The organism is Pedobacter montanisoli, from assembly GCF_022809115.1.
GTDB lineage: Bacteria > Bacteroidota > Bacteroidia > Sphingobacteriales > Sphingobacteriaceae > Pedobacter > Pedobacter montanisoli.
This window is the reverse complement of sequence record NZ_JALGBH010000001.1, coordinates 1,415,000-1,427,647: the sequence shown is the minus strand read 5'-3', so window position 1 is coordinate 1,427,647 and position 12,648 is coordinate 1,415,000. Positions and strand designations below refer to the sequence as shown.

10 protein-coding genes are annotated in these 12,648 nt (G+C 35.6%); 1 reads left to right on the top strand and 9 read right to left on the bottom strand.

Annotated features, from left to right (window positions below; genetic code table 11):
* Positions 1–10: 10 nt before the first annotated feature.
* From MMF97_RS06315 to truA, 8 genes are all read right to left on the bottom strand, one after another.
* The gene (locus tag MMF97_RS06315; RefSeq protein ID WP_243360671.1) at positions 11–3,373 is read right to left on the bottom strand and encodes a TonB-dependent receptor; all 3,363 of its coding nucleotides are present in this window, start codon (positions 3,371–3,373) and stop codon (positions 11–13) included.
* A 351-nt stretch (positions 3,374–3,724) separates the two neighbouring features.
* The gene (locus MMF97_RS06310; RefSeq protein ID WP_243360668.1) at positions 3,725–4,927 is read right to left on the bottom strand and encodes a FecR family protein; all 1,203 of its coding nucleotides are present in this window, start codon (positions 4,925–4,927) and stop codon (positions 3,725–3,727) included.
* Between the two features lie 107 nt (positions 4,928–5,034).
* Entirely contained in the window at positions 5,035–5,643 is a 609-nt protein-coding gene (locus MMF97_RS06305) for an RNA polymerase sigma factor (protein ID WP_243360667.1), read from the bottom strand.
* 300 nt (positions 5,644–5,943) lie between these two features.
* Positions 5,944–6,156, bottom strand: a complete 213-nt coding sequence (locus MMF97_RS06300; protein WP_262916094.1) for a cysteine-rich CWC family protein — start codon at positions 6,154–6,156, stop codon at positions 5,944–5,946.
* A gap of 89 nt (positions 6,157–6,245) precedes the next feature.
* On the bottom strand, positions 6,246–8,624 hold the full coding sequence (locus MMF97_RS06295) for a ribonucleoside-diphosphate reductase subunit alpha (protein WP_243360664.1): 2,379 nt from the start codon (positions 8,622–8,624) through the stop codon (positions 6,246–6,248).
* Positions 8,625–8,756: 132 nt separating this feature from the next.
* Positions 8,757–9,731, bottom strand: coding sequence for a ribonucleoside-diphosphate reductase small subunit (locus MMF97_RS06290; RefSeq protein WP_243360662.1), 975 nt, complete (start codon positions 9,729–9,731; stop codon positions 8,757–8,759).
* A 400-nt stretch (positions 9,732–10,131) separates the two neighbouring features.
* Positions 10,132–10,503 (bottom strand): septal ring lytic transglycosylase RlpA family protein, encoded by a 372-nt coding sequence (locus tag MMF97_RS06285; RefSeq protein ID WP_243360660.1) that lies wholly within the window; start codon positions 10,501–10,503, stop codon positions 10,132–10,134.
* Between the two features lie 49 nt (positions 10,504–10,552).
* Positions 10,553–11,320, bottom strand: a complete 768-nt coding sequence (gene truA, locus MMF97_RS06280; protein WP_243360658.1) for a tRNA pseudouridine(38-40) synthase TruA — start codon at positions 11,318–11,320, stop codon at positions 10,553–10,555.
* Positions 11,321–11,420: 100 nt separating this feature from the next.
* Here truA and MMF97_RS06275 point away from each other — a divergent pair, with 100 nt between their 5' ends.
* Entirely contained in the window at positions 11,421–11,876 is a 456-nt protein-coding gene (locus tag MMF97_RS06275) for a DUF4293 domain-containing protein (protein WP_243360656.1), read from the top strand.
* Between the two features lie 239 nt (positions 11,877–12,115).
* On the opposite strand, the gene rlmH is transcribed toward MMF97_RS06275, so the two are convergent.
* Positions 12,116–12,589 (bottom strand): 23S rRNA (pseudouridine(1915)-N(3))-methyltransferase RlmH, encoded by a 474-nt coding sequence (rlmH, locus tag MMF97_RS06270; protein ID WP_243360655.1) that lies wholly within the window; start codon positions 12,587–12,589, stop codon positions 12,116–12,118.
* Positions 12,590–12,648 lie beyond the last annotated feature (59 nt).

The following is a 12,648-nucleotide window of genomic DNA, read 5'->3' as shown; positions in this document are numbered from 1 at the left end:
TACTCAAAAATTATAGTGTCAAATTAAGGCCAAGAGAGATTATTCTTACCGGAGCGTAGGTGTAAGAGCTGTTACCATTAAACGCCTGAGACGGATCAAATCCTTTACGTTTAGATAACATGAACATATTTTCTCCTGTGAGGTAAACTTTGGTTGGACCAATATTTAATTTTTGGATGAATGATTTTGGCAGATCATAGCTCAGACTTGCCGATCTTAAATATAGATATGATGCATCTACTAACCATTTATTGCTATCGTACATGGTTGTACCAGTTATCCTTTTAGGGATATCGGTAACATCTCCTGGATTTCTCCAAGGATTTAGAGCATCAACATGTAAATTACGCCCATAAGTACCGCTGTACATTAACGATTGATAATCCTTATCCATAGCAACACCACCGATCTGATAAATAAATCTAAAATCTAAGCTGAAGTTCTTATAGGTTAAGGTATTGTTTAAGCTCCCGTAAAAATCTGGTATTGACTGCCCTGAATAATCAAATTTGGCATCTGTCCCGTTTGGTGTTACTATCGTACCATCGGGCATTGTTTTTGCACCAGCCACGGTTGGACTGCTAGCCACATAGAGTTCACTTCCGGTGGCTGGGTCAACACCGTACCATTGCCTTAACCAATAATCATAGCGTGATTTACCTACCATGTATTTTTTGGTTCCATCGATATACTCATCAAAAGGAAGTTTGGCAATAACGTTCTTGAAAGAAGTAAGATTTACGCCTACATTCCATTTAAAGTTAGGGCTTTGTATAGCTACTCCATCCAATTGAATTTCTATCCCACTATTTTCTAAGCGCCCAAAATTTTGATATTGGTAATTCAGACCAGAAGATACTGCCAGTGGAACACTAAAAAGCAGATTATCTGTATGACGTTTAAATACCTCAACGGCACCGTTAATACGATTTTTAAAGAGACCAAATTCAAGCGCTATATCCATATTCTTATTGGTTTCCCAGATCAGGTTTTCGTTACCTAATGTTAAAGACTGTTTTAAACCAGGTTCATTACCATTTTTAAAGCCTGTATCATAAAAAGTTTGGTATAAATAATAGCTTCCCAGATCATCAGAACCTACTAAACCATAAGAAGCTCTCAATTTTAAGTTATTAATCGCTTTTACATCAAAAAACTTCTCGTTACTAATAGTCCAGCCAGCACCTACAGACCAGAAATTACCCCATCTTGAACTTGGCGAGAATCTTGAGGAACCGTCTCTCCTGAAAGAGGTAGAGAAGAAATACTTATTATCAAACGAGTATTCTGCACGGCCAAAATATGATTCTAGATTATAATTGTCTTGGTATGAATAAAGATTAGTTATGGTATTAAAGTTCTTTAATTCAGTAGAGCCACTTACGATTTGTCCTGTAGCACGACCATAACTGTAATCATATCTTTTCTGATAGGTTTCATGGCCAACAAGTACATCAATATTATGCTTGTCTATGCTTTTATTGTAATTTAATAACTGGTTAACGTTAATGGTTCTGGTAGTAGATATTGATCTTACCGAAAGACCTCCATTGGCTACACCATCACCAATTATCGGGTTATCAAAAATGTTGTATCTGTAATTATTCAGATCAATACTGAAGTTCGTCGTAAATTTAAAGCTCTTCAAAAATCTTGCTTCCAGATATGTTTTACCACTAAACAAGGTTCTTTCTGTAAAGTTGTCGTTAAAAGTAGTTTCGGCCAAAACATTTTTACCAGGAGCAATCGCTCTTGTAAGTCCATCATCAAAGATTTTTTCTCCTGTGGCATCCAGTTTATAAGATCCATCGGCATTAAGTTTGTAAACCGGATAGATAGGTGCAAATATCATATCTACATAAAATGGATTTTCCCATGTGCCACTATCTTCATTTCCTATTCTGGTTTTCTGAAAAGTACCGTATAAATTAGCACCGGTTTTTAACCATTCTTTGATCTGGCTGTTTATATTTACCCTGCCGTTAAAACGACTAAAATCTGTTAGTACTGAATAACCCTCATCTTTTAAGTAACCTGCCGAAGCAAAAAAATCACTCTTATCGCTTCCGCCTTTATAGTTCAAATTGTACTCACTACGTAACCCTGTTTTTCTGATGTTCTTTTTCCAGTCCAGAGCGTCGGGATTTAGCAATTTGGCATTAGGATTAATTGTTCCATTTTCCAATACCACCTGATTATCGGGAACATTAAAAGGGTTGTAACCTAAAGCAGCAACAATTTCATTGGTAGCTTTATTTGCCGCTACACTGCCTGTATTACCAGCTGCGAGGTAAGTATTTCGCATTGATTCCCATAGCAAAGGATAATACTGATAAGCGCTAACGGTCTCGTAATCTTGTAATCCTCTTGAGTTTAACCCTTGCGTTACTTTGGCCGTAAGTACAGGCTCTCCCTTTTTACCTTTTTTTGTGGTAATCAATACAATACCATTAGATGCTCTTGAGCCATACAAAGCTGTAGCTGAGGCATCTTTAAGAATAGAAATAGTTTCTATATCATCAGGATTAATGTGATTTAAAGTACCATCAAAAGGTGCTCCATCAACTACGTATAAAGGATCTACTCCTCCATTAATACTTCCGAAACCTCTGATCCTTATAGCAGGTCCTTCGCCAGGTTGCCCACTTCCGGTTGTGGTCTGTATGCCAGGTGCGGCTCCTACCAATGCAGTAGTCACATTAGAAATCTGTCTATTCTCAATTTCTTTTACTGAAATGGTAGAAACAGCATTAGTTAACGATTTCTTTTTTGTTACTCCATAAGCCTGCACTACAATTTCTTCCAGCTCATTGTTCACCTCTTTTAAAACAATGGTTCCCATATTTGCATTAGCAGTAAGCTCTTTGGTTTGGTAGCCCAAAAAAGAAATAACAAGGATATCTCCTTCTGATACATTTTTAAGAGTGAATTCCCCCTGTGTATCTGCTGACGTCCCGATTTTTTTCCCTTTAACACTTACATTGGCGCCGGGTAAAGGCAGACCTTTTTCATCCACTATCTTGCCCTTTATATCAATAGCAGAAAGAGACATAGAACTGTTAATTAATTCCTGTATATCTCCAGTCTTGGTTATCACTATTGTTTTTTCATCTATAGTGTATTTTACCGGCTGATCTTGCAGACAGGCTTTCATCACTTCATCAAGTGAAGCATCTTTAAAGTTCGCATTGATCTTTTTACTGGTATTTAAGATTTTAGGTAGATAGAACACATCATAACCGGTTTGTTTCTTGATTTCATCAAACACCAGACTAATATTTGCACCTTTTTGCTTTAATGTTAGTTTTTGTGCATAGCCGGCTGCGCTAACCTGTATGATGGTAACGATTAATAATAAAGTCGTTAGTTTCATTATAAGCAGGAGTTTAGGTATAAAGCATGTTTTTGGATAATTTTTATTCATTTCGTAATTAGTTGTAGAACAGAGCTTAGCAGCCTACGAAAAGCTTTTCATATCACCCTACCCTAGACCAGGTCCAGGGTAGTTTATTCCGGCAATATTTCCTAAGTTTGTCTGTCTTGTTGTTGGTCAAAAAATAGTTTACACATTTGTTTAATCAGGCAGGACATCTACCGGACTCCGATGGCCGTCGGAGTTTCGGTTTTTTCTACCTACAGACATTTGGTTAAGGATAGTTTCTCTTTTCTTTCATGTTTCATTTAGGTTTGGTTAATATGTTAATCAGTTTATTTATCTTTTTAATTACTCTACAATAATCTCTCTTGATTTAACCGTAAAGCGGAAAGCGCCTGTAAGCTCCATCTTTTTTAATACCTGTGTAATACTGCTGTATTTACTGATTGTACCAGCCAAAGGCTCATTTCTCAAAGCCGGATCTTTATACTGCACATCTACATTGTACCAACGGGCAATTTCTTTCATAGCCATGCCTAACGTTTTATCATTAAAACGGAAATAACCATCTTTCCAAGCCACAGCGTATTCTGCATTTACTTCAGTAACCTGCAAGGCATTATTTTTATTTACCGATTGCTGACCCGGGCTGAGTTGTATGGTTGAAGCAGAAGGCAGACTTACTTTTATACTTCCTTCCAGTAAAGTTGTTTTAATGGTATTATCATCATGATAAGCATTAATATTAAAATGAGTCCCTAATACTTCAACATCTTGCTCTTTTTTATCACCATTTACTGAATGCACACTTACCACAAAAGGAAGGCTTTTATTTTTAGCCACTTCAAAATACGCCTCACCCTTAAGTTGCACATGACGTTGTTTTTTTTTCGAAAAACTGACTGGATATTTTAAACTCGAAGCAGCGTTAAGCCATACAACCGTACCATCGGGTAGCTGTAATTGATATTGACCTCCGCTTGGTGTTTCTATGGTATTATAGCCATCATTTTTTTCTACAGTATTGCCCTGTACATGATGAGCGGTATAAATCAGCTGACCGTTTGTTGTCTTACTAATGGTAACTCCTGCTTGTTTTGCTATGTTTCCATTAGCAGCATCAGTAAGCGAAATGCGACTTCCATCAGCCAGCGTTAAAAAGGCTCTGTTTCCTCCCGGAATGATAACTTGATTTTGGGTAAGCTGTTTAGTATTCGCACGCTTAATCTCTGAACGGTAAAAGAGTAATCCGCTACAACTAATAATCGCTATCATAGCTGCCCACATTACCCTACGGAGCATACGATTACTTTGGGATTGTTTAACGGGTACCGCCTCCAGATAAATCTGCTTGTTGATGTTATGAAGCATTTTATCTTTAGCCAACAGCTTTTCAGATGAAGGCATCCCTTCAGCATATCTTTCAAATGACGGAAAATGATTATACCAGTTATCCAGCTCCTGTTTATCAACTTCAGATGCTTCGCCTTTTGCAAAGCGTTCCATAACCTCTAGAATATGTGCTTTATATTTTTCTTCGTCAAAATTCATATATGCGTATATATAATGTATTCGAAGAAAAGCTTATATGGTTCTATCCAAAATAGAAAATATTCTGAACAAAAACACAAAACACTGATTATCAGAATGATATTTTATCAGAAAGGAGAAATTATTTTTACAAGTACAATTTTAATCAGGAACAGGTTAAACAGGTTATTCTTAAACGTAGTTCTTAAAGTTAAAAGCGCTTTATGAATATGTTTTTTAACCGTACTTACAGAGGTCCCCGTCCGATCAGCAATTTCCTGGTTTGAAAGTTGCTCAAAACGACTCAGAATAAACACCTCCTTACATTTATCAGGAAGCTTATGGGTTGCTAACAATACCTGTTCTTTAATTTGTTTTACTTCTACCTGTTCATGAGGTGTAGAAGAACTACGGAGGTTATGTTCTGCTATTAATCCATCCAGATGTCGATAATACAATTGCTGAGAACGGTAAGCATCTATTACTTTATATTTCAGAGAAGCCTTTAAATAAGCTTCCAATGTAGATTTAGGAAAAAAATCCTGTCTGCGTGTGTACAGGCTTACAAATACGCTTTGCACCACTTCTTCCGCATCTTCACGAGAACGTAAACGTTGATATGCTGCATCCGCCAACATCTCCCAGTACCTATTGTATATTTCAGTAAATGCGGCATGATCGCCCATCCGTAAAAAGGCAATTAACTGGTCTTCGCTATAGCTGTGATAAGCCGACATTCTTGTTTATTAATTAAGACTAATATAAATTATTGTTATATAATCATCAATAAATAGTAAAGAGCGATTTTTTTGACCTTTCTTTAATCAGAAATGATTTGTATGAATATAAGCCTACAGATAATAGGTGGCCTGATACCCCTTAAATATTTGGTCTGGTTTTTTAGAAAGCATATATATAATACAGCCTTCTTATTACAAACCTAACATTCCTAAACACAAAAGAATATACTGTATTGTAACAATTTAGATAATAAAACTTATAAGAAGAGGTTTAATATAAAGATATGCCAGCCACGATCAGCCCTTATAATCTTCATTAAATTCCTCTTTTAAAGAAAATAAACACGCAGCACATAAACAGCCGTCATATAATTCGCTAATGTATTGTGTTTCATTAAGATTTAACGGTACCACACTGCATTGGCATTTAGTATACGCGTTGGCTTTACATACCATAGCTGTACCGCAGCGTTCGCAACTGATTGTTTCATGTTTTTCATGAGCTGACATAATGTAAAAATACAGACAAAAAATAAGGTTTTGCATTTTGTTGCAAAACCTTACATTATAACGATTTGTTAAAATTAATCTTTAAGATATTATCCTGAACAACTGATACATCCTTCTTCCATTGTACAAACCGGACCTGAGATGATTTCCTCAGCTGCGTTTTCAATTACTTCAGGAATAACCGCCTCCATAGCTTTACCAGCCTGGTTCTCTACCGTAAACTTAACTGCCTGTCCGGCTGCTTGTGTACGTAGATAATACATACCGGTTTTTAAACCTTTTTTCCATGCATAGAAGTGCATTGAAGTTAGTTTTGAAGTATTTGGCGAGTTCACGAATAAATTCAATGATTGCGATTGACAGATATAAGCACCTCTATCAGCTGCCATATCTATAATATTACGCATCTTGATCTCCCAAACTGTTTTATACAATTCTTTGATATAATCTGGAATTTCAGGTATATCTTGAATAGAACCGTTAGCTAAGATAATTCTATCTTTCATTTGCGGGCTCCATAAACCTAAAGCTACCAAATCTTTTAATAAATGTTTGTTTACCACAATAAACTCACCGCTTAATACACGACGTGTGTAAATGTTAGAAGTATATGGCTCAAAACATTCATTGTTACCTAAAATTTGTGAAGTTGAAGCTGTAGGCATCGGAGCTACTAACAACGAGTTGTAAACACCTTTTTTCACCACGCGTTTCCTTAAGCTTTCCCAATCCCAACGATTGCTGTCTGGTGTTACATTCCATAAATCAAACTGGAATTGTCCTTTTGATAAAGGAGAACCTTTAAAGGTTTTGTAAGCACCATGTTTCTCTGCTAAATCTGCTGAAGCAGTCATTGCAGCAAAATAAATCGTTTCAAAGATATCTTTATTCAATCTTTTAGCGGCATCGCTTTCAAAAGGATAACGCATTAAAATAAACGCATCAGCTAATCCTTGTACACCTAAACCAACCGGACGGTGACGCAAATTTGAATTCTCTGCTTCTTTAACCGGATAATAGTTATGGTCGATAATTCTATTCAGGTTCAAAGTAGCCTGATAAGTTACATCATATAATTTCTGATGGTCAAATTCTCCATTGATTACAAAGCGAGGTAATGCCAACGAAGCCAGATTACAAACCGCCACCTCGTCTTTAGAAGTGTATTCAATAATTTCAGTACATAAGTTTGAAGACTTAATCGTACCTAAATTTTGCTGGTTAGATTTACTGTTTGCGGCATCTTTATACAACAAATATGGCGTACCTGTCTCAATCTGAGCATCTAAAATAGCAAACCATAACTCTTGTGCTTTAACTGTTTTACGGGCTCTGCCTTCCTGCTCGTATTTAACATATAATTTGTTAAATTCTTCACTATGGCAATCTGCTAAGCCTGGTGCCTCATCTGGAGAGAATAGGCTCCAATCTCCATTTTCTTCTACACGTTGCATAAACAAATCGTTGATCCAAAGTGCATAGAATAAATCACGGGCACGCATTTCTTCTTTACCATGGTTTTTACGCAGGTCTAAGAATTCAAAAATATCAGCATGCCAAGGCTCTAAATAAATAGCAAACGCACCTTTACGTTTACCACCACCCTGATCTACATAGCGGGCAGTGTCATTGAAAACACGTAACATAGGTACAATACCATTACTTGTTCCGTTTGTACCGCCAATATAAGCACCTGTAGCACGGATATTGTGTATGCTTAAACCAATACCACCTGCACTTTGAGAAATCTTAGCCGTTTGTTTCAATGTATCATAAATACCCTCAATACTGTCATCCTGCATAGTTAACAAGAAGCATGAAGACATTTGCGGTTTTGGTGTTGCAGCATTGAACAAAGTAGGTGTTGCATGCGTAAACCAACGCTCACTCATTAAATTATAAGTAGCAATTGCACTATCAATATCTTCTTTATGAATACCAACAGCAACACGCATAAATAAATGTTGAGGACGCTCAACAATTTTACCATTAACTTTTAGTAAATATGATTTTTCTAAAGTTTTAAAACCAAAATAATCGAAGCCGAAGTCTCTGTCATAAATAATGGTACTATCCAAAATTTCTGCATTCTCTTCGATAACTTTCCATACATCGTCAGCAATTAAAGCCGAATCTTTTCCTGTTTTTGGATCCACATAGTTATAAAGCATCTCCATGGTTTTAGAGAAAGACTTTAAGGTATTCTTATGTAAGTTAGAAACAGCAATACGGGATGCCAGCAATGCATAATCAGGATGTTTGGTTGTTAAAGATGCTGCTGTTTCTGCTGCCAGGTTATCCAGTTCAGATGTGGTTACGCCATCATATAAACCTTCAATTACTTTTCTGGCTACATCGATAGGATCTACCAGATCAGCATTAAAACCATAGCACAGCTTCTCTATACGAGCTGTAATTTTATCAAATTTTACCGCTTCTTTGCGGCCGTCTCTTTTTATTACAAACATCCTTTAAAAATTTATGATGCATATTTTAAATAGCGGCATCAGTTTTAAAATATATTATTATAAGTATCGAGATATGAGATTTGAGATAAGAAACTTAACCTATATCTAAAACCTTATACCTTTTGCCTTAATTTAAAAATCTTCATCTAAAGAAAAAGCCTGAGCTTTATCTTCTGAAGCGGTTAACACACCACTTTTTTGGTAATCTCCCACACGTTTCTCAAAGAAATTGGTTTTCCCTTGTAAAGAAATCATTTCCATAAAATCAAACGGATTAGTAGAGTTATAGATTTTTGCATAGCCCAGTTCAGTTAACCATCTATCGGCTACAAATTCTATATACTGGCTCATTAATTTGGCATTCATACCAATTAACGCTACTGGTAAAGCATCGGTAATGAACATTTTTTCAATCTCTACTGCATCTTTAATAAGCGTATGTACTTGTTCCTGACTCAGTTTGTTTTTCAACATACTATATAATAAACAAGCAAACTCACAGTGAGATCCTTCATCTCTCGAAATCAATTCGTTACTAAAAGTTAATCCTGGCATCAGCCCACGCTTTTTAAGCCAGAAAATAGAGCAGAAACTACCGCTAAAGAAAATACCTTCCACTGCTGCGAAAGCAACCAGACGTTCAGCAAAAGAACCGTTCTCTATCCATCTTAAAGCCCATTCTGCTTTTCTCTTTACAGCCGGAACGGTTTCTATGGCGTGGAATAAGCGATCTTTTTCTTCCGGATCTTTAACATAAGTATCTATTAACAAAGCATAGGTTTCTGAGTGGATATTCTCCATCATAATCTGAAATCCGTAATAACAACGGGCTTCAGGAATCTGTACCTCACTCATAAAGTTAACAGCAAGATTCTCATTCACAATACCATCGCTAGCAGCAAAAAATGCTAGAATATGCGAAATGAAATGACGCTCACCGCTGTTCAGATTCTCCCAATGTTTAAGGTCATCAGACAGGTCAATTTCTTCGGCCGTCCAAAAACTTGCTTCAGCTTTTTTATACATTTCCCAAACTGCCGGGTACTTAATGGGTAATAAAACAAAGCGGTCTTTATTTTCTCTTAGTAGTAACTCATCTTGCTCCATATGTATAAATTTTTTAACGTTTAGAAATAGCTATTTTCAGAAAGCGGACATGAAGTTTATTTCATGATCACTTTTATTTACCTTATCGCAGCTTTATAGCGCATCGAAGCAGGCACATTCAACCGGATTTAAAAAGTTTAAATCGCTAAACTTTGTAACCTGTTAATGCCTAAATATTTATAAAATAAATGGGATGCTTTCTATTAAAGAACTCTGCTTAACAAATATAAAACTTACCTTACTGAATAACTTTTAAAGTTGTTAACATGACTCTGGCGAAGTGTTGATTTTAGCGCTTTTTAGAGTGAAGACCTGCGCAAAAAAATACTAATTAATTAATTTTAAGTACTTAGCATTTTTTTTAGGGTGTTAATAATTTTGAGAAGGCAGTTTAAGCATGTTATTTTGTCACATAAGAGATCTCTACCCTGGCATAACCTAAATTGAAAATACCTAGGGCTTTAGCTGCTGCTTTTGAGATATCTAAAGCAAATTTTTTGCTGAAAGGGCCGCGGTCATTAACACGTACTTCTACTGTTTTACCATTATGTAAGTTTTTCACTTTTATGATGGTTCCAAATGGCAGGGTTCGGTGTGCTGCGGTAAATTTAGAAGATCTGTACCGTTCTCCGCTTGTAGTTTTTCTACCTTCAAATTTTTTAGCATAATAAGTAGTAAAAATGGTTTGAACTACTGTATCAGGCTGTTTTGTTTGTATATCCTGGGCATAAGCACCAAAGCTAAACAAACAAAATAAAAGTATTAACCTCATAACATGATATTGGGTAAACGAACAAATATACAAAAAAGGAGATTTGTATCTATATTTCTGCTTCTTCTGTTGAGGGGTAAGCTATGTTAATAAGATATAGTCCACATGCCGGAACCGATTGCCCTGCATTACTCCTGCTTTTGCTTTCTACAATTTTTCTAACTTCATCAATTCCAATATCTCCTTTACCTACCATAATTAAAGTTCCTACAATTGCTCTTACCATATTGCGCAAAAAACGATCGGCTTTTATGGTAAAGACCAATCCTCCATCTGTTTCTTCAAATTTTGCATGCATTAATTTGCAGTTATTGGTAAATGTTTGCGTTTTACTTTTACTGAAACAGGAAAAATCTGTATACTCCATCAAAGTGGCAGCTGCTTCGTTCATCTTAGGCAAATCTAACAACGACCACTTATACAGCCAGGATCTGTTAACCTTAAAAGGATCTTTATTAAAATGGATATAATATTTATAGGTTCTTGAAACCGCATCAAAGCGTGAATTGGCACCTAAATCAACCTCAAAAACATTTTTAACTGCAATACTAAAAGGTAATAAAGCGTTAATGCCCGTAACTGCAGCCTCAGATTTAAACTCAGGGGTTTCTTTCAGATCAAAATGCGCAAAAAATTGTGTCGCGTGTACTCCTGTATCTGTACGCCCGCAACCTACAGTGATTACTTCTTGCCTAAAAAATGTACTTAAAGCCTTATCTAAACAAGATTGTACGGTAATTGCATTGGGCTGTATTTGCCAGCCATGAAAATCAGTTCCATCATAACTGATCTCTATAAAAAACCTTTTGAGTAACACTCTGCAAAGTTAAAAGTTATTTATCTAAAAACATTTTTACATATTAAGCTTGTTAATCAAACAGCTTATTTTGATTACTTTTGAAGAAAAAAGAAACTCTATGATACAAAGAATACAGTCTGTATGGCTTCTTATGGCCGCCATCACACTAGCATGCTTATGCTTTGCTCCTCTTTTTACAGCAATAACTACCGATGCCACTTATGTTGTAATGGTTAAAAGCATAGAAAAACACGTAGGCAATACAACTGAAAGTACAACTAATATTCTGCTCCTTGCCAGTACCGTATTAGCTGGATTAATTAACCTTGTAAACATTTTTAATTATAGGAACCGTACTTTGCAAAAAAGGATTATTTTTCTGAATATTTTTTTAATTGTTGTTCTTTCTTTTTGGTTTTCGCAATTAACCAAACAGATTCCAGGCACTTTAACCAGTATTAATCTAGGGATTGGTATAGGATTGCCTTTAATTGCCATTATTTTTAATTTCTTAGCCATCAGAGGGATTAATCACGATGAAAAATTGATCAGATCTGCTGACAGATTAAGATAACAACTCTATAAAAAAAGGAGGCCTTATATAAAAATAAGGCCTCCTTTTTATTCAATAAAGATTTTATTTCATTAAATACCATAAAACTGCCAGAACTATAACGGTAACATATAATACGGCTTTCATATATTTTCTTTCATTCGCAGTATCAGTTCTAAACCTATACTTACGTTTATAATCGCTTGGTAACATAAAAACGGCTTTTGTTTAAAGATGCTAATTTTTTATAATTTCCATAATTACTCATGGTGATAGGGCTCATTTTTTAAAATGGTAAAAGCTCTATACAACTGTTCTATAAAAAACAATCTTACCATTTGATGAGAGAAAGTCATATCCGATAAAGACAAATTTCCGTTAGCCCGCTGGTAAATGCTTTGGTCAAAACCATAAGGCCCGCCAATAATAAAAACCAGATGCTGAATACTACCTACCATCTGTTTATTCAGGTAATCGGCAAATTTTACAGAAGTATACTTTTTACCTTTCTCATCCAATAGCACTACTGTATCACTATTACTTAATTGCTTTAAGATAAGCTCGGCCTCTTTTGCCTTTTGTTGAGCTTGTGTTAGGTTTTTAGTATTCTTAATATCAGGAATAATAACCAGTGTAAAGTTGATATAGTGCTTTAATCGGGTTAAATATTTCTCCATACCTTCAATCAGGTATTTATCTTCTGTTTTACCAATTGCTATTAAAGTGATCTTCATTAAAATTAATTACAAGTAACAATAAGCCCTTTTAAAAATCAAATTTGAGGTTATTGTTT

What these genes read in the sequence shown, in the direction of transcription:
- MMF97_RS06315 (WP_243360671.1), bottom strand. Translation starts at nt 3,373, where the DNA reads ATGAAACTAACGACTTTATTATTAATCGTTACCATCATACAGGTTAGC.
- MMF97_RS06285 (WP_243360660.1), bottom strand. Translation starts at nt 10,503, where the DNA reads ATGAGGTTAATACTTTTATTTTGTTTGTTTAGCTTTGGTGCTTATGCC.
- MMF97_RS06300 (WP_262916094.1), bottom strand. Translation starts at nt 6,156, where the DNA reads ATGTCAGCTCATGAAAAACATGAAACAATCAGTTGCGAACGCTGCGGT.
- MMF97_RS06290 (WP_243360662.1), bottom strand. Translation starts at nt 9,731, where the DNA reads ATGGAGCAAGATGAGTTACTACTAAGAGAAAATAAAGACCGCTTTGTT.
- MMF97_RS06305 (WP_243360667.1), bottom strand. Translation starts at nt 5,643, where the DNA reads ATGTCGGCTTATCACAGCTATAGCGAAGACCAGTTAATTGCCTTTTTA.
- MMF97_RS06275 (WP_243360656.1), top strand. Translation starts at nt 11,421, where the DNA reads ATGATACAAAGAATACAGTCTGTATGGCTTCTTATGGCCGCCATCACA.
- MMF97_RS06310 (WP_243360668.1), bottom strand. Translation starts at nt 4,927, where the DNA reads ATGAATTTTGACGAAGAAAAATATAAAGCACATATTCTAGAGGTTATG.
- MMF97_RS06295 (WP_243360664.1), bottom strand. Translation starts at nt 8,624, where the DNA reads ATGTTTGTAATAAAAAGAGACGGCCGCAAAGAAGCGGTAAAATTTGAT.
- rlmH (WP_243360655.1), bottom strand. Translation starts at nt 12,589, where the DNA reads ATGAAGATCACTTTAATAGCAATTGGTAAAACAGAAGATAAATACCTG.